Here is a 25,036-nt window from a genome sequence, read left to right on the forward strand (position 1 = left end):
CGGCAGCTCTCGTAACGCCTCTTCAATCGGGTGAAATTAGATATGCAGTGACAGCCCCGGAAAGAAATTTCGCACGCTGCAATGATCAACAGATGCTTGAATCCTCAAGAGCCGAAGCATGAGCACAAAAGCCACAGTCGACGCCGATATCAACAAGATCGGTATTGCAGAAGCCACGATTTCACCGACAGGCATGCATCGTCCGCCGCATTGCGCGTTGGACACGGAAGAAACCGCCTGCTTCGACGAAGTTCAGCACGAGATCGCGTTGCGCGAGTCAACGCTGCGCGCACCTCGATAGCAGGGCAAGAAAAACGGGCCGGTGGAAGCAAGGCCGATCAATCTTCTCCGGCCCCTTTTCCGACCGTTCAGGCCACGAACTGCAGCCGCGCCAGCTCGGCGTACAAACCACCTTCGGCCAGCAGACTCTCGTGCGTGCCTTGCGCCACGATGCGGCCGCCGTCCAGCACCACGATGCGATCGGCGCGTTGCACGGTGGCCAGGCGGTGGGCGATCACCAGGATGGTGCGGCCCTTTTCCAATCGTTCCAGTGCCTGCTGGATGGCGGCCTCGGACTGCGCATCCAATGCCGAGGTGGCTTCGTCCAGCAACAGCAGCGGGGCATCGCGCAGGATCGCGCGGGCGATCGCGATGCGCTGGCGCTGGCCGCCGGACAGGCGCACGCCGCGCTCGCCCATCTCGGCCTGGTAGCCCTCGCCGAGGGCGCTGATGAAGTCGTGGGCTTCGGCGGCGCGGGCGGCTTCACGCACTTCCTCGTCGCTGGCGGCGTCGCGGCCGAAGCGGATATTGTCGGCGGCACTGCCGCTGAAGATCACGGTTTCCTGCGGCACCAGCGCGATCGCGCCGCGCAGGTCGGCGAGGGTGACTGCGCGCAAGTCGATGCCGTCCAGGCTGATGCTTCCGCTCTGCGGATCATAGAAGCGCAACAGCAGCGAGAACACGGTGCTCTTGCCCGCGCCGGACGGCCCGACCAGGGCGACGGTCTCGCCGGGGCGCACGTCGAGCGTGAAATCGTGCAGGGCGGCGGTGTCGGGCCGGGTCGGGTAGTGGAAGCTGACGCCGTCGAAACGCAGCGCACCGCTGATCGGTCGCGGCAGTGCCAGCGGGTGTACTGGATCGACGATCTCGGCGCGCTCCTGCAACAGTTCGCCCAGGCGTTCCATCGCACCGGCCGCGCGCAGCACGTCGCCCCATACTTCGGACAGGCCGGCCACCGAGCCGGCGGCGAACACCGCGTACAGCACGAACTGGCCCAGCACGCCGGGATCCAGCGTGCCGGCCAGCACGTGGCGCGCGCCGGCCCACAGCACCAGGGTGATCGCGCCGAACACCAGCACGATCACCGCCATGGTCAACAGGGCGCGCATGCCGATGCGCCGGCGCGCGGTGGCCAGTGCACGGATGATCGCGCTGCTGTAGCGGGTGCTTTCGATGTTCTCGCGCGCATATGCCTTCACCGCGGTGGAGGCATTGAGGGTTTCGTTGGCGATCGCCGCAGCGTCGGCGAGGCGATCCTGGCTGGCGCGCGACAGTTTCTGCACGCGGCGGCCGAACACCAGGATCGGCAGCATCACGGCGGGAATCACCAGCGCGGTGAGGCCGGCCAGCGACGGCGCGGTCCAGATCATCATGGCGCTGGCGCCGATCAGCATCACCGCGCTGCGCAGCGCCACCGACACACCGGATCCGATCAGTGCCTGCACCACTTCGGTATCCGCGCTGAGGCGCGACAGCAGTTCGCCCACGCGGCTGCGCTCGAAGAAGCTCACGTCCAGCCGGATCACCTGGGCGTACAGTGTCTCGCGCAGGGAGGCGAGCGCCCGCTCGCTCAGCAGCGTGATGCAGAAATAACGCGCCGCCGTGGCGACGGCGAGTACCAGCGCCACGCCGAACAGGGCGATGAAGGTCTCGTTGATCACCGCCTGGCTGGAATGCCCGAAGCCCTTGTCGATGATGTAGCGAAAGGCCAGCGGCAGTACCAGCGAGGCGCCCGAGGACAGCCCGAGGAAGACCAGCCACCCGATCGCCAGCGCGCGGTGGGGTCTCAGGAACGGCCATAGCCCACGCAGGGCGCCAATGCGGCGGGCAGAACGAGGGGTGGCGTTGGCGGCGTCGCTCATGAGCTCTCGCAGGCGGGATCGAAGACTTGGGCCTGCGTGGAGCAGGCAATGTGGTTGAAGGTGGGGCGTGGCATGGCCGATTCAATCCTTGCGCGGCGAAGTGCCTGCCTCAATCGAGGCGTTTTGCCGCGCTGCGCCCGCGGCTGAGGTCGCTGATGCGCAGCTGGGCCTCGACGGCATGGCGGTCCGGCAGGCGCAGCCGCAGTTCCACCCCATCGGCTCCGAACGCTTCGCTTTCGACCTCGGCCTGCAGGTCTTTCAGGCGTGCCTTGAGCAGGGCCAGCCCGGCGAAATCGCAATGCACGGCGAGCCGGGCCATCGCGACGATCGGCACACGCTCGGCGCGCCGCAGGCATTCCGCGGCGGTGCCGCCATAGGCGCGCACCAGGCCGCCGGCACCGAGCTTGATGCCGCCGTACCAGCGCGTCACCACGACCACGACACGATCCATGCCCTGGCCCTCGATCGCCTGCAGGATCGGCCGGCCGGCGGTGCCGCCGGGTTCGCCGTCGTCGTTGAAGCGGTAGTCCTGGCCGATGCGCCATGCCCAGCAGTTGTGCGTGGCGGCCGGGGCGCTCGCTTCGCGCAGGAAGCTCTGTGCCTGCGCGGTCGATGCCGCCGGTGCGGCGAGTGCGAGGAAGCGGCTCTTCTTGATCTCTTCCAGATGCCGGCATGGCTGCGCCAGCGTGGACAACGCCTCGCTCATGGCCTGGGCAGTCGGGCGTCGAGCTCCGCCGGCAGCGCCCACTGCGGGTGCGCCTGATGGAAGATGACCAGGCGCTGCCGCGCTTCGTCGTCACGGCCCTGGGCGAACAGCTGCCGGATCTTGCCGAGTTCCTGTGCCGGCGTGTCGCCGGGATTCGCGGCCGTGGATTTCTCGATGGCTGGTGCGGCAAGTGCGGGCATGGGAGCGGCTGCCGACATGGGCATCGGCGCCGGCATCGGAGGAGGCGGTGGTGAGGCGAGCATGGGCGCTACGGACAGCGCAGTTCTGCTGGCGTTGCCGGCGACAGCTGCAGTTGAAGCCATGGCTGCTGGCTTTGACGCATGGTTCTCCACGGCAGGATTCGCAGCGCTGCCCACGCCTGCGTCGGCTACCGGCGCCGCCGCCGCGCTGGCTTCCTCGACTGCCGGTGGCGGAGGCGTTGCACTGCGCAGCTTCATGGCAGTGCTGGTCGACGCCATCCGCGCGGCCTGTGACTTTGCCGCTGCGGCGGAGACGTGCTCGGCCGGCTGGACTGCAGCAGGTAGCGCGACGACCGGTTGGGCTGCAGGCGGCGATGCCGGCAGCGGTGCAGCGGCTGCGACAGGCGACGCCATGTCGGCCGGGGAACGGATGGCAGCCTGGTTGCCTGCAGTATTGGGCGAGGTCGCAGTCGGCGGCATCCCGCGCATATGCCAGGCAAGACCGGCAGCCAGCACCAGCGTGGCTGCGCTGCTCAACGCAATCAGCCAGCGCGGCCCGGCTTTTTTCCGGTTGAAGGATGGTGCCGCACTCACTGGGCCAGGCGGGTTCGAATCCGCCGCAGAGCCCGGCTTCGGGTGCACCCAGTCGCCACGCTCGCGTGGCTGCTTGCGACGGTCGGGGGCGGCATGGTCAGCGTCCTGTGCGCCCGACGCCACGGCCTGCGCGGCGGCGCGCAGCACGGCGGCGTCCAGTGCTGCGCTGGGCTCGTTCTGCGGCAGCTGGCGATACAGCGCTGCCAGCCCGGCTTCGTCGGGCAGCAGCTCGTCAGGCTCTTGCGGCGGCAGTTGGACGGTCATTCGGACAGCACTTCGCGTAAACGATTCATGGCATAGCGCAGGCGCGATTTCACCGTCTCGCGGCCGGCGCCGGTCACCTCGGCAATTTCCTCCAGGCTGAGCTCGTGCTCCAGTCGCAGCAGCACGGCGGCACGCTGGTCCTCCGGCAGTTGTTCGATCGCGCGCTGCAGGTTGCGGCGGCGTTCGAATTCCGACAGGACGTGTTCGGGCTGGGACCGCTCGGGCATCGCCACGTTGGCCAGTGCGGCTTCGGCCTCGTCGCCGTCGGCCGTCGGCCGCTGGCGCCGCAGGCTGTCGATCATCAGGTTGTGCGCGATCTGCAGCAGCCAGGTGCTGAATTTCGCCTGTGGCTGGTAGCGCGCGCGGGCACTGATCACCCGGCTCCAGGTTTCCTGGAACAGTTCGTCGGTGCGATGCGGGTCGCGCACGCTGCGCAACAGGAACCGGTACAACATGCCGCGGTGACGCGCATACAGCGCCTCGAACGCAGCCAGGTCGCCACGCGCATAGGCCAGCATCAGCATTGCATCGGGATCGACCGCAGCATCCATAAGGGGCGAGGTTAAGCCAAATCGCCCGCTGCGGGGTAGGTCGGAAGGCGTGAATTCTGCAGATCCGCCTGGGGGCGCCTGGCGTAGGCGCCAGCCGATTCGACAGGCCTTGTCGCCGTGACCGGCTCCAGCCCCGATGCGCGGCAGCGGCCGGGGGATGACCGCCGCGGGGGAGCCGCCTGCAGCCACAGCCGTTGCACGTGCACCGGGGCCGGAAACTTCAGCGCGCGGCCGTATCGCGACGGGCCGGGCCACGCGGCAGGATTCTTTCGGTCATGGGGCGGTTCTCCTGGAGTTCGCGAAAGCCGGCTTCGTGCAAGATGAAACGCCGGCAAGGCATCAACGGGGTTAATCGTCCTGCCGCGGCGCGGTAGCATGGCGCCCTCGGCAAGACCTACCGGAACGACATGATCAACAACGACGTACTGCGCGCCATCCGCTACATGCTCGATCTCAGCGACGCGAAGGTGGTGGAGATCACCCATCTGGCGGATGCCAATTTCCCGATCACGAAGGAGGACGTGCAGGCTTTCCTGAAGAAGGACGAGGAGCCGGGTTATGCCGAATGCAGCAACGCGGTGCTGGCGCACTTCCTCGACGGCCTGGTGTATCTGCGCCGCGGCCGCGACGAAAGCCTGCCGCCACGGCCGGTGGAGAAACGGGTCACCAATAACGTGGTGCTGAAGAAGTTGCGCGTGGCGTTCGAGCTGAAGGACGTGGACATGCACCAGGTCCTGGAGGCCGCGGGCCTCCCGATTTCCAAGCCGGAACTCAGCGCACTGTTCCGCCAGCCCGGGCACAAGAATTTTCGCCTGTGCGGCGACCAGCTGCTGCGGAATTTCCTCAAGGGCTTGACGCTGCGTTTGCGGGACAATCGCTAAGCTGACTTAATATGGAAGTTCGTGGAACGGTCAACTCAAGGAGATGAGTTATGAGCAGGGAAAGACAGCCCGACTACAAGAACGCCATCGCAGCGTCCGGCAAGGATATCTACGAGCCGATCGATATCGGCGATGCCGATCACTGGATACCTACGCAGCGCCTGGAAAAAATGCTGAACGACGGGCTGCGCGGCAAGTCCCTGGCCGGCCTGCCGCTGCGCACGCGATCCAAGGTCGTCAAGGAGGCCGTATGCGAAGCGCTCGGCTACCCGGTGCCGGCATCCTTCCGCAGGACCCAGCCGCGCTTTCTGGGCCAGCAGCTGGACGTTCATGTGCAGAAGACCTTGAACCTGCAGATATGGAATGAGCAGCTTTCGCCCTCGCGGCGTTACGCGATCATCCAGGTGACGGAAGCCGACGTGATTACCAAGGTGAAAGTGGTCGGCGGCCCGCAGCTGGCCACCCTCGATACCACCGGAACCGTCACCACCAAATACCAAGCAAGCCTGGAGCTCGGCACGCGGGCATGCGAACTGGTGTCGCCGCACGATACCCAGCCGCTGCTGCCGCACGTGCGGCCTGGCGCAAGGTTCAACCCGGCGGTCAGCCCGGTGCAGGCGGCGGTCAGCGGCGAGCTGCTGCCGATCCGCGAGATATTCGAGCGTCTCTCGTCGCTGGTGGGGCAGCGGTTTGCCGATCCCGGCCGCGACCAGGAGCGCAGCCGTGGCGCCGCGCTGCACCGTCTGGTGTGCGAACGTCTGGGATATCAGCGTTACGAGGACAAGGGGCAATTCCCGGACCTGCCGCACCAGTTGCTGGAAGTGAAACTGCAGACCTCGCCCACGATCGATCTCGGCCTGGTTCTGCCGGTCAGCGAGGAGCGTCTGGATGGAGGACGCCCCGGTGCGTTGCAGCCGCGGCATTGCGACACGCGCTATGCCGTGTTCTGCGCCGAAACGAATGGCGTGCAGGTGACGCTGACGCACCTGCTGGTCACGACAGGGGCGGATTTCTTTCAGCGCTTCAGGCGGTTTGAGGGCAGGGTTGCCAATGGCAAGATCCAGATCCCGTTACCCCGCGATTTCTTCGACCGGTAATCCGAACACGTGCCATACACGGCGGTCGAGGTCGGCGGTCAACCGTTCGGCCTCGGCGGAGGGCAGTTTTGCGTGGATCGCCTTGGCCAGCGCCACGATGGTCCGGGCCTGTTCGCTTGCCGGATCGGGCAGGGGAAATTGCTCCACGTACTGGGTGATGAAGCGCCGACGGCCTGCGTAGAGCTTGTTGTTGAAGCGATGGTCGTAGAACGCCTCGATGAAGCTCGAATTGGCGACCGCGAGGGCCAGCCACAGCAGGTCCTCCTCACCTTGCCGTTCGCACTGCAGCCAATAGCATTCGCCGTTCACCACGCCGCCATCGGTATCGATCCAGAACACCGGCTTTTCGGAGATGTCCGGAAAGACGACCTTCGGCGATGACCATGCGGCCGGGTCCTGCGGAACCCACAGTTCATACCAGCGGCGTCCGGCCTCGATGACGTAGGTCCTCGCCTCCAGCACATCCCGGTGCTGCTTGAGGTAACGGGCCGCCTTCGGGTAAAGGCGCAGATCCACGGCGGCGCGACCGCTGCCGGTGGTTTCGTGCGGGTAGAGGATTTCCTTGATGTGTTTGGCATGGGCGGGAACATCCGCCTTGAATCGCCGGGCGGCATGGCGCGTGATCAGCGGGCGCAGCAACTCGGGCCGGCCGCCGGGAAGGCTGGCCCAGTCGCTGCGTATGAACACCTTGTCGGCGGTGGATTTCACGCCGACCCGGATCTTGCCGATCCGGCGGAAGGTCGCCCAGGTATGCGCCGCGACCGTGGCCAGCCATTGATCGCTGACGCGCGTGGCAATGCGCCACAGCCCTTCCGCATGCTGGCCGTTGTCGAGGTCGCCATGCCGGACACGGAAGCGGCGCCCATCTGCAATGGCCACGACGGTGTCGTCGGCGGCGGCCAGCGCGGCCAGCGCGTCAGGTGCGTCGGCCTGGGCGGGGTCGCGGGTTTCGTATATGGACGAGAAGGCAATGCCGTCGGTATGCGGATGGCGCGGGTCGGTCGTCCCGTGAGCGAGCAGCACCGAGGGCAGCACGGCCGCATCGAAGAGTTTCGTGTCGCCCAGATCCCAGGCATGCGCGATCCGGAAACGGGACAGCAGTTCGCGACGAACGGCCTGCCCGGATTTGGTGGTCATGAACCGGTTGGAGGTGATCACACCGGCAACACCGTCCGCAGCCAGCACGTTGGATATGCCGAGCAGGAACGGGTAGTACAAGTCGACCCGGCCGCTGAGGCCGAAGCCTTCGGCCAATTGCCGGGCCTGCCGGGCACCCATGACCTGCGTGCGCACGTAGGGTGGATTGGCGATGACCAGGTGGTAGGGCTGCGCAGCGTCGGCCGCGGGGGACGTACCCTCGCGTTCCTGCAACTGGAGGATGTGTTCGAGAAAGTCCTGCTGCTCGAGCCGGAGATCCAGCGCCGGAAAATCCTGGCGCAGGCGTTGCGAGGCGATCGCGATCGCCTCCGGGTCCGTGTCGTAGCCGACGACCGTGGCGCGTTTGCGGGCGGCAAGCGGCAGGCGTTTGATCAGCGCATCGAGCAGGGCGCCGTCGCCGACAGCCGGATCCAGAATTCGAATCGCGCCCGTGGCAGGGAGTGAAGCCGCACGGATCATCTGATCGGCGACGAATTCCGCGAAGGCTGCGGGCGTATAGGTCGCACCCGCAGATTTTTGTTGATCGACATGGCTGTATCGCTGGTGCTTGGTCAAACGGGCTTCAACTTCGCGCTTGTTGCTCATGAGGGCCATGCTAGGTGTGAAGACATTCGCCGGACAAGCGGCATCGCTGTTGCGTGTCGGTTCGGTTGTACCGGCTCAGGATTCCGCCTCGTTTCCGGCCTGCACGGTCGCCTTGCGTTCCTGCTTGCCCCAGCCCACGGAGGGGCCGCGGATCGCCGTCCACACCGAGCGCACCACCACGTAGTACATCAGCTGGCGGTAGCCGAAGCGCTGCAGCACCAGCCACCACAGCAGACTCCATTTCTCCTTCTTCTCCATCGCGAAGGCGAGCGCGGCGGCGGCGAGGTCCACCGCCATGAAGGCGGCGTAGAAGATCAGCATCCTGATCAGGTTCTCGTCGTTGAACTGGCCGCGATGCTGCAGGTAGTCGAGGCTGGTGGAGATGATCTGCCACACCAGCACCAGGTCGACCAGCGGCGACACCACCGAGAAGATGATCTGGAACAGCCATACCTGCGGCAGCGCGACCATGCCGAGCGCGCCATAGCGCGGGCGGAAGGTGGCGTCGCGATGCTTCCACAGGCACTGCAGGGTGCCGAAGGCCCAGCGGAAGCGCTGGCGGGCCAGGCCGCGTGCGCTGTCCGGCGCCTCGGTCCAGGCGATCGCCTCGCTGTCGAACAAGGTGTGGTAACCGGCCTTCTGCACGGCCAGGGTCAGGTCCTGGTCCTCGGCCAGGGTGTCTGCCGGGAAGCCGCCCAACTGCTCCAGCACTTCGCGGCGCCACGCGCCGACGGCGCCCGGCACGACGGTGATCGCGCCGAGCGCGGCCAGCGCTCGGCGCTCGAGGTTCTGCGCGGTGATGTATTCCAGCGCCTGCCACAGGGTGATCAGGTTGATCCGGTTGCCGACCTTGGCATTGCCGGCCACGGCGCCGACCCTGGGATCGATGAACCAGCGCACCAGCCGCGAGATGGTGTCCGGCTCGAACTGGGTGTCGGCGTCCAGCGCCACCACCACGGCCCCCTGCGATTCGCGCAGGGCGGTATTGACCGCATGGGCCTTGCCGCCATTGGGAATGGTGATGAGGCGCACCCGCGGCTCGTTCGCGTAGTGCTCGGTGACGACCGCCGAGGTGGCATCGGTGGAGCCGTCGTCGACGACGACGAGTTCGAGGTTCGGGTAGCGGCTCTTGAGGATGCGGCGGATCGAGCTGGCGATCACCTTTTCCTCGTTGTAGGCAGGGATCAGCACCGAGACCAGCGGCGGGTCGTTGCCCAGCACCGGCGGCGTGCGGCGCCGCTCACGCGCCAGGTTGACGAGGGCGAGGCCGCCGAGCAGCAGCAATCGGGCCACTCCGAGCGAGATCGCGATGATCAACAGCCAACTGGTCAGATGTCCGAACATGCCCAGGGTCAGGAACACCGAACGGTCGGCCCAGCGCGACAGCGAACCGGGCGGCAGCGGCGGCATGGTCTGGTCGCGGCTTAGGCCGGCCAGGGTCGACACGGTGACGAAGTCGTAGCCCTCGGCACGCAGCCCGTCGATGATCCGCGGCAGCGCAGCCAGTGTCTGCGAGCGCTCGCCGCCGCCATCGTGCAGCAGCACCACCTGGCCCTTGCGGTCCGGGTTGGTGGTGGCGATCTGGCTCAGCACGTTGTTGACGACCTGGTCGGTTCCCGGCCGCTGCCAGTCCTCCGAATCGATGTGCAGACCGACCGAGATGTAGCCCATCTTCTGCGCGATCTGGATCGGCACCAACTCGTCGGCGGTGGTCGGCTCGGCATCGCCGAAGTAAGGGGCGCGGAACAGTCGCAACGAACGGCCGGTCAGCGCCTCGAACAGACGCTGGGTGGCATTGAGCTCCAGCGCCACGATGCCGGGCGGGCTTTCACCGAGGTTGGGGTGGGTGAAGGTGTGGTTGCCGACGTCGTGGCCCTCGTTGACCTCGCGCTGCACCAGCTTCGGCGACATCTCGGCGTTCTCGCCGATGATGAAGAACGTCGCCGGCACCTGCTTGGCCTTGAGGATGTCGAGGATCTGCGGCGTCCACTCCGGATCGGGGCCGTCATCGAAGGTCAGCGCGATCTTGTGCGGCAGCGTGCCGGCGCGCTGGATCACGTACGAAGTGGGCAGGCTGGTGTAGCCCTCGTCGTCGATGCTGCCGTCGTCCTTGTCCACATCGACGGTACGTGCGCCCGGTGCGGGCTGCGAAGCGATCTCGAGCACTTCGCCCTGGCCTTCGATGTCGATGTCCTCGCCCTGGCCGATCGTGCGCAGCTGGTCAGGCGCCGGTGCCCCGTAGTTGCGGCCCAGCACCGACCAGACCGACGGGTCCTCCGAACCCAGTCGCCACAGCGCATAGCCGTAGGGTTTGTAGTCATCGGCGGCATGGATCTGGTTGTACGCGGTGACGCCGTCGAGGAACCACACCTGATGCGTAATGCCGTCGTCGTCGCTGTAGGAGAAGCGTGGGTTCTGCGCATCCGGATCGAACGCGATCCGCGCCTGGGCGTCCGAGGCGAAATCCATCGCGTCCTGGAAGGTGAGCGTATCGGCGCTGCGCCCACGCGCCCAGTCGTAGCCGTAGTTGCCGATCGCCACGATGGTCTGGTCCGGATCGAGCGCCTTCATGCGCTTGTCCAGGTTGCGTTCGAACCAGTCCTGGCTGGCGATGCTGCCCGGGTTCTTGCCCGCCCAGTGTTCGTCGTAGGCCATCAGCAGTTCGAAGTCGACGATGTCGGCGTAGCCCTTGTAGTCCCATGCGGCATCGTCGAAGGGCACCGTCAGCACGATGCCCCAGCCGTGCGGATCGAACGCATCGTTGAGTTCGTTGAGGAAGGCCTTGAGGTTCTTCTGCGCGCTGTCGGGGACTTCCTCGAAGTCCACCGTCACGCCCTGGAAGTGGTTGGCGGCGACGAATGCGACGATCTGCGCGATGCGCGCCTGGCGCACCGCCGGATTCGCCAGCATGCGTGCCAGACCCTTGCCGTCCCAGTGGCTGTCCACGGCGTTCTGCAGCAACGGCAGGATCGGGGTGGAGGGTTTCTGCGTGCGGATCAGGTCCAGCGCCTTGGCATCGATGCTGGTATGCAGCGCCATGTCCGGGCCGCTCACGCTCATCCAGCTGGGGATCACCCAGTCCAGCGTGGGCAGCGAACGCTTCAGCGAGGCATAGCTGCTGTCATCCCAGTTGACGTAGAAGCCGATCGCCAGTGCCCGGTCGGCCGGCTTGTTCAGCGATGGCGGCGGTGGCGTGCGCGCCACGCCGCTCTTGCCGGCGCGGACGCGCGGCGGATGCAGCAGCTTCTGCCGGGCACGTACTTCCGCCGCCAGCCTGGCGGCGGGTTTGAGCAGTTCGGGATCGGCCGCCTTGACCCCGGCCAGTGCATGCCGGGTCTTGCCATGCCCGCCCAGGTGCAGCCCGACCATGCTCGGCCCGACGAACAGGCTGATCGCGCAGGCCACCACGAACAGCGTGCTGACCACGCCGGCCAGCAGCGCCAGTCGCGAGACATGGCTGGCCCGTCGGCCGGTGGGGTCGAAGAAGATCGGTTTCTTTTGCATGCGTAAGGGGGATGGGCAGGTGCGGCGGTTTGCCAGTCTGCACGGAACCGCTTGGTCGCGCAGCAGCGAGTCGAATCGCGATGATACGGGATCGCGGCAACGGCAGTCCGCCCGACGATGTGGTGCGTGGGCATAATGCGATCCACTCTCCTGCGGGCTGTGCCGATGACTCTGAATGTGCTGCTTGTGCTCAGCCTGCTGGCGATGCTGCTGGCGTTGCTGAGATGGCGACGTTGCAGCCGTGCGCTGATCGCGCTGGCCTTGATCCTGTTGCTGGCCGTCGGTTGCGGCCCGGTGCCGACCTGGCTGCTCGCACGGCTGCAGGCCGCCTATGCGGTGGATGCGCCACCGGTGTGGGGGCAACGCAATGCGATCGTGCTGCTGGGGGCGGGCACGGTCAGGGTAGTGGGCAACGGCCAGGTCGAGGCGAGCCTGCTCGCCTACGGGCGCATCGACAAGGCGGCTGCCTTGTATCGCGCCTGCCGGCTCGGCGGCCGGCAGTGCAAGGTCGAGGTAAGTGGCGGCGATGCGCGCGCCTTCGGCAAGTCGGAGGCGGCGATCTATGCCGACCAGTTACGCCAGCTGGGCGTCGATGCCGATGACGTGATGCTGGAGTCGCGCAGCATGAACACCTGGCAGAACGCCCAGTTCAGCGCCCCGCTGCTGAAGGCCTGGGGTGCGGATCGCGTGCTGCTGGTGTCGTCCGGCTTCCACCTGCGTCGCGGCATGCTGTATTTCACCCACTTCGGCATCCAGGCCACGCCGATGCGGGCCGATTATGCCAGCGGCATCGCCTCGTGGTCGCCGCTCTCGTACAACTTCGCCATGGCCGACCTGGCCTTGCACGAATATGCCGGCATCGCGCAGTACCACCTCTACAACGCGATGGGCTGGAACGTGCGCGCGACGGAGCCTGGCGCGCTGTAGGCGGGTTCGGCCCGGCCGTCTTCAAGTTTCCCGCATCACCATCAGGCGGATCTCGGTCATGTCCTCGATCGCGTAACGCACGCCTTCGCGGCCGAGGCCGGACAGTTTCACGCCGCCGTAGGGCATGTTGTCGACGCGGAAGCTGGGGATGTCGTTGACGATCACGCCGCCCTGTTCCAGCGCGTTCCAGGCGCGCATCGCGTGGTCGAGGCTGTCGGTGAAGACACCGGCCTGCAGGCCGTAGTCGGAGTCGTTGACCAGCGCGATCGCGTCGCCGAATTTCTTGAACGGGGCGAGCAGGGCGAACGGGCCGAAGGCTTCCATGCGGTTGGCCTTGGCATCGCGCGGCACGTTTTCCATCAAGGTCGCTTCCAGCATGTTGCCGCTGCGCCTGCCGCCGCACAGGATCTTGCCGCCGGCCTGCTTCGCTTCCACGATCCAGCCATGCAGGCGTTCGGCGGCGGCCTCGTCGATCATCGGACCGAGGAACACTTCCTTCCGCTTCGGGTCGCCGGCCTCGAGTTTCTTGGTGGCGGCGACCAGCTTCTTCTTCAGCGCGTCGTAGACGTCGGCATGCGCGTAGATGCGCTGTACCCCGATGCAGCTCTGGCCGGACTGGTAGAAGGCGCCGAAGAGCAGTCGTTCGACCACGCGGTCGAGATGCTGCTTCTGATCGGCATCGACGATGCAGGCGGCATTGCCGCCCAGTTCCAGCACGACCTTCTTGCGGCCTGCACGCGCCTTGAGCGCCCAGCCGATCTGGCCACCGGTGAACGAGAGCAGCTTGAAGCGTTCATCCTCGACCAGGGGGGCGGCGTGCTTGCCGTCCAGCGTGAGGATCGAGAATGCGCCTTTCGGCAGATCGGTCTCGGCCAGCACCTCGCCGATGATCAGCGCGCCGAGCGGGGTTTTCTCCGACGGCTTCAGCACGAACGGACAGCCGGCGGCGATCGCCGGCGCCACCTTGTGCGCGACCAGGTTCAGCGGGAAGTTGAACGGCGTGATGAACGACACCGGCCCCAGTGGTACGCGTTTGGTGTAGCCGTGGTAACCGTCGAGGCGCGAGGCCAGTTCCAGGTTAAGCGTCTCGCCGTTGATGCGCACGGCCTCCTCGGCGGCGATCCGGAACGTCTCGATCAGCCGGGTCACTTCCCCGGCGGCGTCCTTGATCGGTTTGCCGGCCTCGATGCACAGCGCCTCGGCCAGCTCGTCACGGCGCTCGTCAAAGCGTTGCGCGCAATGCTGCAGAACCGCCTGTCGCGCCCACGGCTTGAACGCGCGCATCGGAGCGGTGGCTTTCACGGCGGCAACGATCGCCTTTTCGGTGGCTTTGGCATCGGGCATCGCCACTCGCGTCGCGATCTTGCCGCTGTATTTGTCCAGCACGACCAGGTCGGCATTCGGCTGCTGCGGCTGGTTGGCGAGATAGTAGGGGTAGGTTTTCTTGAGCATCGTGGCGACCGGGCGAAACAGGTTGCCGGACAGCATAGACGGGCGACATGTTCAGTGTTCGTGACAAGCGACCGGACTGGAATCCCTGTGCCAGGCCGGGATGCGGCACCATGCCGGCACGCGCGTACACTGGTGCGGTCGGTGCTCTCCACTCCGGGTGATTTCCATGCCTCTGTTCGGTTTCTTTGTGGTGCTGATCTTTCTGGGCCTCAGTGGCCTGCGTGTGCTGCAGCAGTACCAGCGCGGCCTGGTGTTCCGGCTGGGGCGCTACAGCGCCACCCGCGAACCCGGCCTGACCTGGATCATCCCCGTCATCGAACGGATGCAGGTGGTCGACGTGCGCGTGATGACCCAGGACATCGAGCCGCAGGAAACCATGACCAACGACAACGTGCCGGTGAAGGTGCGCGCGGTGGTCTGGTACAAGGTGATCAACCCGGAGCGGGCGATCGTGCAGGTGGCGAACTTCGAGGACGCGGTGCGCCAGACCGCGCTGACCAGCCTGCGCAGCGTGATGGGGCAGCATTCGCTGGACGAGCTGCTGAAGGAACAGGAGAAGCTGTCCAGCATGCTCGGCGAGATCATCGACAAGGTCACCGAGCCGTGGGGCGTCGAAGTCGATCGCGTGCAGATCAAGGACGTGGAGATCCCGCAGTCCATGCAGCGCGCGATGGCGCAGGAAGCCGAGGCGCACCGCGAGAAGCGCGCCCGCATCATCAAGGCCGAGGCCGAGCACGATGCCGCGCTGAAGCTTACCGAGGCGGCCGCCAAGATGGCGCACATGCCGATGGCGATGGAGCTGCGCCGCATGCAGATGCTGACCGAAGTCGGCGCGGAGCAGAACACGATGACCATCGTGATGATGCCGTCGGAGTTCGTCAGTGCGGCCAGCGCCCTGGTGCGCGTGGCGGACAAGGCAGCGGGCAGCGATTGAGCGGGCCTGCATCGGCGGCCGGCGAGCGCCGGCAAGTGCTGCCGACTACTTGCCAAGCACCCGCAGGCTGAATTTGCCATCGCTCACGCGGGCATTGACGGTGTCGCCCTCGCTGACAGTGGCGACCGAGCGCACGACCTGTCCCGCCTCGTCGAACAGGATCGCGTAGCCGCGTTCCAGCGTAGCCAGCGGGCTTATCGCATGCAGGGCGTGCCCTGCATGACGTAGCGCGGTCTGCCGGCGCTCCAGCGTGTAGGTGATCGCGCGGCGCAGGCGCTGGTCCTGTTCGGTCAGCCGGTGCGCCAGCAACGACAGCTGTGCTCGTGGATGCCGAGCCAGCAGGCGCGCATGCAGCCGCTCCAGCCGGGTATGGCGGAGCTGGCTCTGTTCGCGCAACACGACGCCCAGGCGGTGTTGCAGATGCAGCAGGCGTTCGCGGTCGCGTGCCAGCCGTGCCTGCGGCCGCTGGGCCTGCAGCCGTGCCAGCAGGTGGTCGACGCGTTGTGCATGTGCCTGCAGCTGGCGTTGCTGCAAGGTGACCATGCGCTGTTGCAGCTGCTGCAGATGACGGTCGATCGCCACGGCATCAGGTACCAGCAGTTCCGCCGCGGCCGACGGTGTCGGCGCGCGCAGGTCGGCGACGAAGTCGGCGATGCTGAAGTCGATCTCGTGGCCGACCGCGGAAACCACCGGCACCGCGCTGGCATGGATCGCCCGCGCCACCGCCTCGTCGTTGAATGCCCACAGGTCTTCCAGCGAGCCACCGCCGCGGGTCAGCAACAGCGCGTCGTAGCGCCCGCTGGCCGAGGCCTTGCGCAGCATCGCGACGATCGCCGGTGGCGCCTCGCGGCCCTGCACCGGTACCGGCAACACCTCGACGTCCACCAGCGGCCAGCGCCGGCCAAGCACGCTCAGCACGTCGCGCACGGCGGCACCGGTGGCCGAGCTGATCACGCCGATGCGACGCGCATAACGGGGCAGGGGGCGCTTGCGCGCCTGCGCAAACAGGCCTTCGGCATCGAGCCGCGCCTTGAGCTGTTCGAATTCGCGCTGCAAGGCGCCTTCGCCCGCCGGCTCCATGCTCTCGGCGACCAGCTGGAACTCGCCGCGCGGCTCGTACAGGCCGACCTTGGCACGCAACAGCACCTGCATGCCGTCGACCGGACGGAAGCGCAGCATCCCGGCCTTCGGCTTGAACATCGCGCAGCGCACCTGCGCACCGTTGTCCTTGAGGGTGAAGTACAGGTGGCCTGAAGCCGGTTTCGCCACATTCGACAGCTCGCCCTCGATCCACACCTGCGGGAACACATCGCCCAGCAGGTCGCGCACCAGACGGTTGAGCGAGCTGGGGGTCAGTAGGTGGCGTGGCGTATCGTCGAACGGCGCATGCATAAGGGATACGAGCCTAGCATGCTGGCAGTATCAAGTCGTGAGAAAACATCCGCTTGACGCGGAAAGTGCATGAACAGCATCAAGCAGTGAAAGCGGGCGCGCAGCCATCGTCTGCTTCAGGCCATTCGCGTCCGCGCTGGATATTCGGGATTGGCCAGGAGCCGGCGGCCGGGGCTTCTGGCATGATCCGGAGCATGCCGATCGAGCACCGCTACAGCGACACCGATGCCTGTGCACGCTACCTCGCCGACGAGCTGGGCCCGGATCTGCGCATCGCCGCTCCGCTGGGTCTGGGCAAGCCGCACGGCCTGCTCAATGCGCTGTACCAGCTGACCCGGGGCGAACCGACCCGTTCGTTGCGTCTGTACACGGCGCTTTCGCTGACGCAACCGCAGCCGGCGCCGGGGCTGGAGCAGCGTTTCCTCGCCCCTTTCCTTGAGCGGCATTTCGGTGCCGACCAGGTCGATCCGCAGTACGCGCTGGACGAGGCGCGCGACGCGTTGCCTGCAAACGTCGAGGTACACGAGTTCTACCTGCAGTCCGGCGCGCTGCTGCACTCGACGCGCGCCCAACGAAATTACATCAGCCAGAACTACACCCACGTCGCCCGCGACCTGGCGGTGCAGGAGATCAACCTGCTGGTGCAGCTGGTGGCGCGGCGCGAAGGGCCGGACGGCGTGCGCTACAGCCTGTCGTGCAACCCGGATCTGACGCTGGATTTCCTCAGCCAGGTGCAGGCTGCAGGCAGGCAGCGGCCGTTGTGCGTCGCCGTGGTGCATCCGGATCTGCCCTACATGAGCGGTGCCGCCGAAGTGGCGGAAGCGTATTTCGATGTGGAGCTGTGTCCGCAGGAATCGCCGCGGCTGTTCATGCTGCCGCGGCTGCCGGTCGACCTGGCGGAATACGCGCTGGGCCTGCATGCCAGCGCGCTGGTCAGGGACGGCGGCTGCCTGCAGATCGGCATCGGCGCCCTGTCCGACGCGCTGGTCAAGGCATTGCTGCTGCGCCAGCACGACAATACGCAATGGCGACGCGCCCTGGTGGCGCTGGATCCACAAGGCGCCACCCACGCGCTGGCTGGACGCATCGGCGGCCTGGCGCCGTTCCAGGCCGGCCTGTACGGCGCCAGCGAGATGGTGATGGATGGTTTCATGCACCTGCAGCGCGGCGGCATCCTCAAGCGGCGCAGCTGGGACAACCTCGCGCTGGAGCGCGCTTCCGCCAATGGCCGGCTGAACCAATCCACGCCGGGCGGCCATTATCTGCGCGGCGCGTTCTTCCTCGGCTCGCAGGAACTGTACGACTGGCTCGACGCCACCGAGGCGGCCGACCCGGATGCGATCGACATGTGCCCGGTCTCCAATGTCAACCAGCTGTATGGCGACCATCAGGCGCTGGCGATGCTGCAGCGGCGCGGCGCACGATTCTTCAATACCTGCATGATGGCGACCCTGCTCGGCGCGGCGGTGTCCGATACGCTCGAAGACGGCGCGGTGGTCAGCGGCGTCGGCGGCCAGTACAACTTCGTGGCGATGGCGCACGAGCTGCCCGATGGCCGCTCGGCGCTGCTGCTGCGCGCGACCCGCAGCACCCGCGGCGGCATCGAGAGCAATATCCGCTGGAACTACGGCCAGACCACCATCCCGCGCCACCTGCGCGATTTCATCATCACCGAGTACGGCATCGCCGACCTGCGCGGCAAGAGCGACAGCGAATGCATCGAGGCGATGCTGTCGATCAGCGACGCGCGTTTCCTCGATGCGTTGTGCGCCGAGGCGAAGGCGCATGGCAAGCTGGCGGCGGATTTCGCGATCCCGGAGGCCTGGCGCCAGCACCATCCGCGACACCTGCATGAGGCGCTGGCGCCGCTGCAGCAGAAAGGCATGTTGCCGGTCTTTCCGTTCGGCAGCGATTTCACCGAAGTCGAGCAGCGCCTGCTGCCTGCCCTGAACTGGCTGAAATCCGCCAGCAGCACCTGGCCAGGCAGATTCCGCCTGCTGCGTGCCGTCTGCCGGCCGGGCCCGGTGGCGGAAGCCGAAGCCGAGGCGCTGGCGCGGATGGGCTTGGCGGTACCGCGCACGCTCGCCGATCGCGTACAGCGTCGACTGCTGCAGGCGGCCTTGCGACGCTGAAGCGGTCACACCGGTTCGGTTATCCTTGCAGCTTCGCCGCCCCGTCGTTGCGGCCGTACGATCCGGTCACGTTCGCCATGAATGAAACAGCTTCCTCGTCCCCGCGTCTGGCTGAGCCCACCTCGCGCCGTCCCAGCGTGGCCGTGCAGATCGGCAAGGTGAAGGTCGGCGGCGGTGCGCCGATCGTGGTGCAGTCGATGACCAACACCGACACCGAGGATCCGGCCAGCACCGCCAAGCAGATCGCCGAACTGGCGCGCGCCGGCTCCGAGCTGGTGCGCATCACGGTGAACACGCCTGCCGCCGCCGCGGCGGTGCCGCGCATCGCCGAGCGCCTGGCGATGATGGGCGTGGAAGTGCCGATCATCGGCGACTTCCATTACAACGGTCATCAGTTGCTGGAGGCCGAGCCGGCCTGTGCCGAGGCATTGGCGAAGTACCGCATCAACCCGGGCAACGTCGGTTTCGGCAAGAAGAAGGACAGCCAGTTCGCGGCCATCATCGAGAAGGCGATCCAGTACAACAAGCCGGTGCGCATCGGCGCCAACTGGGGCTCGCTCGACCAGAGCATGGTCGCCACCCTGATGGACGAGAACCACCAGCGCGCCCAGCCGTGGGATGCCTCGCATGTGGCGCGCGAGGCGTTGATCCGTTCGGCACTGGATTCCGCCGCTCGAGCCGAGGAGATCGGCTTGGCGCGCGATCGCATCATCCTGTCGTGCAAGGTCTCCGGCGTGCAGGAGCTGATCGCGGTGTACCGCGACCTTGCCGCGCGCTGCGACTATGCGCTGCATCTGGGCCTCACCGAGGCCGGCATGGGCTCCAAGGGCATCACCGCCTCCAGCGCGGCTCTGGCGGTGTTGTTGCAGGAAGGCCTCGGCGACACCATCCGCATCTCGCTGACGCCGGAGCCGGGCGCCTCGCGTACCGGCGAGGTGATCGTGGCGCAGGAGCTGCTGCAGACCATGGGCCTGCGTTCGTTCACGCCCCTGGTCACGGCCTGCCCGGGGTGCGGGCGCACCACCAGCGAATTCTTCCAGGAACTGGCGAAGACGGTGCAGGAGCACGTGCGCGAGCAGATGCCGTTGTGGCGGGTGAAATACGACGGCGTGGAGAACCTCACCCTGGCGGTGATGGGTTGCATCGTCAACGGACCGGGCGAATCCAAGCACGCCAACATCGGCATCTCGCTGCCCGGCAACGGCGAGGCGCCCGCGGCGCCCGTATTCATCGACGGCGAGAAGGCGATGACCTTGCGCGGCGACAACATCGCCAACGAATTCGTCGGCATCCTCGACGACTACGTGGCCCGCAAGTACACGGCGCGGGCCAGCTGAGGCTTCTGTCACACTGTCTTCGTGGTCGGTGCTTCACACTTTCGCCTGTCCACGACGAAGCGTGGCGCGAATGCCGCGTGCGAGACCCCTCGCCGGAGCCTTGCCGTGAAGATCAATCCCCAATTCCGCATTGCCTTTTTCTATGTGCTGATCTCGGTGCTGTGGATCTGGTTTTCGGATCGCGCGCTGAACGCCCTGGTCCACGGACAGGCCGAACTCACCCTCCTGCAAAGCATCAAGGGCGGCTTGTTCGTGCTGGTCACCGGGGTCGTGCTGTACTGGATGATCGGCCGTGACCTGAGCCGGCTGGGGGCGATCAACCAGACGTTGCGGGACGGCCATCAGCAGTCGCTGCGTGTGCTGGTGTCGGCGATGGATATTCGCCACAAGGAAACCGGCGACCACTCCGACCGGGTGATGCGCATGGCCGCCGGCTTGGCCAGGTTCGCCGGCGTGCAGGGCGAGGCGCTGCACAACCTCATGCTGGGGGCGCTGCTGCACGACATCGGCAAGCTGGCCTTGCCCGATGCGGTGCTGATCAAGCCGGGCAAGCTCGATGAGAACGAGATGACGCTGATGCGCCAGCATCCGCAGATCGGCTACGACTTGCTGCAACGGGTGGATTTCCTGCGTGGGGTTGCCGACATCCCGTACAGCCATCACGAACGCTGGGACGGTACCGGCTATCCGCAAGGTTTGCGCGGCGAGGCGATTCCGCTGGCGGCGCGGATTTTCAGCGTGGTCGACGTATGGGACGCGGTGATCACGGCGCGCGTCTACAAGCCGGCATGGCCGGAGGCGGACGTGCTGGATTACCTGCGCAAGGCCGCCGGCAGCCAGCTGGATCCGAATCTGGTGGCGCTGTTCCTGCAGCATCGCGAGGACATCAGAAAGCTCGGCGATGCCGTCAACGGCTGAATCTGCAGCGACTTGTCAGTCCGGCCGATCCGTTGCCCGATCCACGCACGGCTGCGATAGCCGTGGGGTGAGCCAGGCCCAGTTGCCAGTGGGTCCGGGCAACCGCGTAAGGCGTTCAACCTCCGACAGGTACCACGCACGCGGCACTTCGAGTGCACCCATGGACCGTGTGTGTGGATTGCTCACCTGGGCGTCGATCAGCGGAAATTCCAGTTCGCGCAGCAGCTGGGCCAGCGCTGTCAGGGCGATCTTCGAACCGCCGCTGACGGCGCTGAACATCGACTCGCCACAGAACAGCCGGCCGATCGCGACGCCATAGATGCCGCCGATCAGGCGGGCGCCATCCCAGACCTCCATGCTGTGCGCATGGCCCTGGCGATGCAGCTGCGCATAGGCATCGATCATCGCCGGGACCAGCCAGGTACCTGACTCCCCGGCGCGCGGCGCGGCGCAGGCGCGGATCACCTGGTCGAACGCATGATCGACAGTCAATCGCCACGACTTGCCGGCAAGCTGGCGGCGCAGGCTGCGGTTGATCTTCAGGCTCCCGGTGCGAAACACGCAGCGCGGGTCCGGCGACCACCACAGGATCGGTTCGCCTTCGCTGAACCAGGGAAAGATGCCGATGCTGTAGGCGGTGAGCAGCCGTGACGGTGACAGGTCGCCACCGAACGCCAGCAGCCCGTTCGGCTCGGCCAGGGCAGCGCGTGGATCGGGGAAATGATCCGGTAGATCGGCGGCGAGCTGCGGCAGGTGGATCATCGTCTGGCGTGGTCGGCGTACGGGCTGTGATGTTGCAGTTCGGCAGCATAAGCGTCGACCGCTTCCGCCTCACGCGCAAGCGCGGTGGCCACGGCGGCGCGAAACCCCGGATTCAGCAGACAATGCCGCGAGTGCGTGCGCACCGGCAGAAAGCCGCGCGCCAGTTTGTGCTCACCTTGCGCGCCGGGCTCGAAGCGGATCAGCTGCTGCGCAATCGCATGCTCGATGCCGCGGTAGTAGCACAGCTCGAAATGCAGCCCTGGCACGTCCACCGAGGCACCCCAGTAGCGGCCGTACAGCACATGCTCGCTCTGCACGAACAACGCCATGGCGACGATGGACTGATCGTGGCGGGCCAGCGCCAGCTGCGCAGTCTGGCCCAGTGTGCCGAGCTGGCGGAAGAAGGCCGCGGTCAGCGCGGCATGGTTGCCCTTGGCATCGAAGGTGGCTTCGTACAGCGCATGCACCTGGCGCCATTCGTCGTGGCTGAGCGTGTCGCCGCTGCGCCATTCGATCAGCAGGTCGCTGGCGGCGACCTGGCTGCGCTCGCGCAGGATGTTCTTGCGCTTCTTGTGGTTGAGCGCGGCGAGGAAATCCGGAAAGTGCCGGTAGCCGCGGTTGTGCCAGTGGAACTGCACGTCCGAGCGGGCCAGCCAGTCTGCACCGAACGCCGCCAGTTCGGCTTCCTGCAGGAAGTTGGCATGCACCGAGGACAGTCCCAGCCGCGCGGCTTCACTGCGCATCGCCTCGACCAGCGTGCGCTGCAGGAAGGCTGTCCGTGCATCGTTGCCGGCAAGCAGGCGAGGGCCGGGCACCGGCGAGTAGGGCACGGCATTGAGCAGCTTCGGGTAGTACTCGCCGCCGGCACGTTGCCATGCGCTGGCCCAGCTTAAGTCGAACACGAACTCGCCATGCGAGTTGCCTTTCAGGTACAGCGGTGCGGCAGCCAGCAGTCGGCCATCGTCGTACAGGCCCAGGTGATGCGCCTGCCAACCCCACTCGGGGCGCACGCAACCAGCCTGTTCCAGTGCGGCGAGGAACGCGTGCGACACGAATGGATTCGCATCGGCGCGCAGCGCATCCCACTCCGCGGCAGGCAGTTCGGCGATCGCGGCGTGGAAACGGATGTCATGCATGGTGGGTGCGGCCTTGCTGCAGCAGCGCACCCTGTGCGCGATGGCTCTTCGTCACGTGACGGAAAGCGTCGCGCACAGGGTGCGCTCCCGCATGTCATCCAGCCGGCGTCTGCTGATCCAGCCAGCGCTCGGCATCCAGCGCCGCCATGCAGCCGAAGCCGGCCGAGGTCACCGCCTGGCGATACACGTGGTCGGCCACGTCGCCCGCGGCGAACACGCCGGGGATCGAGGTCATCGTGGCCATGCCGTGCTGGCCGCTGTGGATCTTGAGGTAGCCGTCGTGCATGTCCAGCTGGCTTTCGAAGATGCCGGTGTTCGGCGTATGGCCGATCGCCACGAAGAAGCCGGTCGCGGCGATGTCGCGGGTGACGCCGGAGTTGACGTCCTTCACGCGTACGCCGGTGACGCCGGTGTCGTCGCCGAGCACCTCGTCGATGCTGTGGTTCCACACCAGTTCGATCTTGCCGGCGGCGGCCTTCTCGAACAGCTTGTCCTGCATGATCTTCTCGGCGCGCAGCTTGTCGCGGCGATGCACCAGGTAGACCTTGCGGCCGATGTTGGCCAGGTACAGCGCTTCCTCGACCGCGGTGTTGCCGCCGCCGATCACCACCACGTCCTGGTCGCGGAAGAAGAAGCCGTCGCAGGTGGCGCAGGCGGACACGCCCTTGCCCTTGTACTTCTCCTCGCTGGCGATGCCGAGGTACTTGGCGGTGGCGCCGGTGGTGATGATCAGCGCGTCGCAGGTGTACTCGCCCGAATCGCCCTTGAGCCGGAACGGGCGCTGCTTCAGGTCCGCCGTATGGATGTGGTCGAAGATCATCTCGGTATGGAAGCGTTCGGCATGTTCGGCCATGCGCTGCATCAGCGCCGGACCCTGCAGGCCCTCGACGTCGCCCGGCCAGTTGTCCACGTCGGTGGTGGTCATCAGCTGGCCGCCCTGCTGCAGGCCGGTGATCATGGTCGGCTTCAGGTTGGCGCGCGCGGCGTACACCGCAGCGGTGTAGCCGGCCGGGCCGGAGCCGAGGATCAGCAGGCGGCTGTGCTTGGGGGTCGTCATGGTTATAATCCTTGGGTTAACTGGCAGCTTTGATCGTTATTCGCTTCAACCCCGGCCGTGGTTTCATGCAACCGTTTCGCGGCACGAGGCGGAGTCTGAATTCGCAAGGATGGGGAAGGGAGCACCCCGATTCAAGCTTTCCAGTCCATTGATGCTTTATTAACCAGGCTGGGCGCATGCAATCGCCCCTGCTACGAACCCACAGGACTGCTCCCATGCGTATCGGTATCCCCTCCGAAACCAAGACCCTCGAAGGTCGCGTTGCCCTCGTTCCCGCCGCCGCCGCCGACCTGGTGCGCCGTGGCCACGAAGTGTTCCTGCAGGCCGGCGCCGGCCTGAAGAGCGGCTTCGCCGACGAGGCCTACGTCAAGCAGGGCATCAAGATCGTGCCGGACGCCGCCGCGCTGTACGAGGCTGGCGAGCTGATCGTCAAGGTGAAGGAGCCGGTCGCGGGCGACCTGGCGTTGCTGAGGAAGCACCACCTGCTGTTCTGCTACCTGCACCTGGCTGCCGAGCCGGCGCTGACCAGGAGCCTGCTCGACATCGGCCTGACCGGCGTGGCGTTCGAGTCGGTGGAAGAAAACGGCGGCCTGCCGCTGCTGCTGCCGATGTCGGTGATTGCCGGTCGCATCGCGACCCAGATCGGCACGACCCTGCTGCATCGTCCGCAGGGCGGCAAGGGCAAGCTGCTGGGCGGCATGGCCTCGACCCCGCGCGGCAAGGTGGTGGTGCTGGGTGCCGGCGCGGCCGGTGGCAACGCTGCCGCACTGGCCGCGGCGGCCGGTGCCAACGTGGTGGTGTTCGACAAGCGCCAGGATCGCCTTGCCGAGATGATGGCGATGGGCCCGAACGTCACCGCGCTGTACGCCTACGAGTCCTCGGTCGCCGAGGAAGTGCGCGATGCCGACATCGTGGTCGGTGCCGTGCTGATCCCCAGCGCCAAGGCCCCGCGCGTGGTCACCGAAGCGATGGTCAGGACGATGGAGCCGGGCTCGGTGCTGGTCGACATCTCGATCGACCAGGGCGGCTGCTTCGAGACCTCCAAGCCGACCACCTGGAAGGAGCCGACCTATGACGTGCACGGCGTGACGCACTTCTGCGTGACCAACATGCCGGGCGCGGTGCCGCAGACCTCGTCGGTGGCGATCTCCGCCGCGATCCTGCCGTACGTGCAGCGCCTGGCGGCCGGCAACGAATGGCGCGAGTTCGCTCCGCTGGCCGGCGGCATCAATGTCGACGGCGGCAAGCTGGTACATCCGGCATTGCAAGGTATGCTCTGACCCTGTCCGGAACGAACCGGTCCAAACA

The 25,036-nt window shown here is 66.6% G+C and carries 20 protein-coding genes; 9 read left to right on the forward strand and 11 right to left on the reverse strand.

All coding sequences use genetic code 11. From position 1 onward, the window contains the following. Window positions 1-118: 118 nt before the first annotated feature. Complete coding sequence (locus B0E46_RS06815) at window positions 119-301, forward strand: hypothetical protein (RefSeq protein ID WP_077555036.1); 183 nt, start codon at window positions 119-121, stop codon at window positions 299-301. A gap of 67 nt (window positions 302-368) precedes the next feature. Here the strand turns inward: B0E46_RS06815 and B0E46_RS06820 are convergent, their stop codons facing one another. The 4 genes from B0E46_RS06820 to B0E46_RS06835 all read right to left on the reverse strand — a co-directional run bounded on the left by B0E46_RS06820 (window position 369) and on the right by B0E46_RS06835 (window position 4,456). Next, window positions 369-2,141 carry an ABC transporter transmembrane domain-containing protein gene (locus tag B0E46_RS06820; RefSeq protein WP_077555037.1) on the reverse strand — a complete coding sequence of 591 codons (1,773 nt, stop codon included), beginning with the start codon at window positions 2,139-2,141 and terminating at the stop codon, window positions 369-371. A gap of 109 nt (window positions 2,142-2,250) precedes the next feature. After that, a complete protein-coding gene (locus B0E46_RS06825) occupies window positions 2,251-2,847 on the reverse strand; it encodes a YigZ family protein (RefSeq protein WP_077555038.1) in 597 nt (198 codons plus the stop codon). Next, entirely contained in the window at window positions 2,844-3,905 is a 1,062-nt protein-coding gene (locus tag B0E46_RS06830; protein WP_077555039.1) for a hypothetical protein, read from the reverse strand. The genes B0E46_RS06825 and B0E46_RS06830 overlap by 4 nt, the downstream gene beginning before the upstream one ends. After that, on the reverse strand, window positions 3,902-4,456 hold the full coding sequence (locus tag B0E46_RS06835; protein ID WP_077555040.1) for an RNA polymerase sigma factor: 555 nt from the start codon (window positions 4,454-4,456) through the stop codon (window positions 3,902-3,904). Before B0E46_RS06835 ends, B0E46_RS06830 begins: the two co-directional genes overlap by 4 nt. Before the next feature lie 407 nt (window positions 4,457-4,863). Between B0E46_RS06835 and B0E46_RS06840 the strand changes: the two genes are divergently transcribed. After that, window positions 4,864-5,337 (forward strand): DUF1456 family protein, encoded by a 474-nt coding sequence (locus B0E46_RS06840; RefSeq protein ID WP_077555041.1) that lies wholly within the window; start codon window positions 4,864-4,866, stop codon window positions 5,335-5,337. 50 nt (window positions 5,338-5,387) lie between these two features. Then, entirely contained in the window at window positions 5,388-6,434 is a 1,047-nt protein-coding gene (locus B0E46_RS06845) for a restriction endonuclease (RefSeq protein ID WP_077555042.1), read from the forward strand. On the opposite strand, the gene B0E46_RS06850 is transcribed toward B0E46_RS06845, so the two are convergent. After that, window positions 6,408-8,177, reverse strand: coding sequence for an N-6 DNA methylase (locus B0E46_RS06850; protein ID WP_077555043.1), 1,770 nt, complete (start codon window positions 8,175-8,177; stop codon window positions 6,408-6,410). The two genes, B0E46_RS06845 and B0E46_RS06850, sit on opposite strands and share 27 nt — an antisense overlap. Before the next feature lie 75 nt (window positions 8,178-8,252). Further along, window positions 8,253-11,681: a glycosyltransferase gene (locus B0E46_RS06855; RefSeq protein ID WP_077555044.1), complete on the reverse strand. Its 3,429-nt coding sequence runs from the start codon at window positions 11,679-11,681 to the stop codon at window positions 8,253-8,255. 165 nt (window positions 11,682-11,846) lie between these two features. On the opposite strand from B0E46_RS06855, the gene B0E46_RS06860 reads away from it, so the two are divergent. Beyond that, window positions 11,847-12,608, forward strand: a complete 762-nt coding sequence (locus tag B0E46_RS06860; RefSeq protein WP_077555045.1) for a YdcF family protein — start codon at window positions 11,847-11,849, stop codon at window positions 12,606-12,608. A 21-nt stretch (window positions 12,609-12,629) separates the two neighbouring features. Here the strand turns inward: B0E46_RS06860 and B0E46_RS06865 are convergent, their stop codons facing one another. Further along, window positions 12,630-14,060 (reverse strand): aldehyde dehydrogenase family protein, encoded by a 1,431-nt coding sequence (locus B0E46_RS06865; protein WP_077555211.1) that lies wholly within the window; start codon window positions 14,058-14,060, stop codon window positions 12,630-12,632. A 166-nt stretch (window positions 14,061-14,226) separates the two neighbouring features. Here B0E46_RS06865 and B0E46_RS06870 point away from each other — a divergent pair, with 166 nt between their 5' ends. Further along, a complete protein-coding gene (locus tag B0E46_RS06870) occupies window positions 14,227-14,994 on the forward strand; it encodes a slipin family protein (protein WP_077555046.1) in 768 nt (255 codons plus the stop codon). 45 nt (window positions 14,995-15,039) lie between these two features. Here B0E46_RS06870 and xseA read toward each other — a convergent pair whose 3' ends face one another. Further along, window positions 15,040-16,386, reverse strand: a complete 1,347-nt coding sequence (gene xseA / locus B0E46_RS06875) for an exodeoxyribonuclease VII large subunit (protein WP_077555047.1) — start codon at window positions 16,384-16,386, stop codon at window positions 15,040-15,042. Window positions 16,387-16,580: 194 nt separating this feature from the next. On the opposite strand from xseA, the gene B0E46_RS06880 reads away from it, so the two are divergent. The 3 genes from B0E46_RS06880 (at window position 16,581) to B0E46_RS06890 (ending at window position 20,773) form a co-directional block, all read left to right on the forward strand. Next, on the forward strand, window positions 16,581-18,518 hold the full coding sequence (locus B0E46_RS06880; RefSeq protein WP_254425076.1) for an acetyl-CoA hydrolase/transferase C-terminal domain-containing protein: 1,938 nt from the start codon (window positions 16,581-16,583) through the stop codon (window positions 18,516-18,518). Between the two features lie 77 nt (window positions 18,519-18,595). Next, window positions 18,596-19,855, forward strand: a complete 1,260-nt coding sequence (gene ispG / locus B0E46_RS06885; protein ID WP_077555212.1) for a flavodoxin-dependent (E)-4-hydroxy-3-methylbut-2-enyl-diphosphate synthase — start codon at window positions 18,596-18,598, stop codon at window positions 19,853-19,855. Window positions 19,856-19,960: 105 nt separating this feature from the next. Beyond that, a complete protein-coding gene (locus tag B0E46_RS06890; RefSeq protein WP_139350453.1) occupies window positions 19,961-20,773 on the forward strand; it encodes an HD domain-containing phosphohydrolase in 813 nt (270 codons plus the stop codon). A gap of 15 nt (window positions 20,774-20,788) precedes the next feature. Here B0E46_RS06890 and aat read toward each other — a convergent pair whose 3' ends face one another. The 3 genes from aat to trxB all read right to left on the reverse strand — a co-directional run bounded on the left by aat (window position 20,789) and on the right by trxB (window position 23,728). After that, a complete protein-coding gene (gene aat, locus B0E46_RS06895) occupies window positions 20,789-21,535 on the reverse strand; it encodes a leucyl/phenylalanyl-tRNA--protein transferase (RefSeq protein WP_077555049.1) in 747 nt (248 codons plus the stop codon). Beyond that, a complete protein-coding gene (locus tag B0E46_RS06900; protein WP_077555214.1) occupies window positions 21,532-22,671 on the reverse strand; it encodes a GNAT family N-acetyltransferase in 1,140 nt (379 codons plus the stop codon). Before B0E46_RS06900 ends, aat begins: the two co-directional genes overlap by 4 nt. 94 nt (window positions 22,672-22,765) lie before the next feature. Further along, a complete protein-coding gene (trxB, locus tag B0E46_RS06905; RefSeq protein WP_077555050.1) occupies window positions 22,766-23,728 on the reverse strand; it encodes a thioredoxin-disulfide reductase in 963 nt (320 codons plus the stop codon). A gap of 215 nt (window positions 23,729-23,943) precedes the next feature. Here trxB and ald point away from each other — a divergent pair, with 215 nt between their 5' ends. Continuing rightward, complete coding sequence (ald, locus tag B0E46_RS06910; RefSeq protein ID WP_077555051.1) at window positions 23,944-25,008, forward strand: alanine dehydrogenase; 1,065 nt, start codon at window positions 23,944-23,946, stop codon at window positions 25,006-25,008. The last annotated feature ends 28 nt before the right edge of the window (window positions 25,009-25,036 follow it).

Source organism: Rhodanobacter sp. B04 (genome assembly GCF_002001125.1).
Taxonomy (GTDB): domain Bacteria; phylum Pseudomonadota; class Gammaproteobacteria; order Xanthomonadales; family Rhodanobacteraceae; genus Rhodanobacter.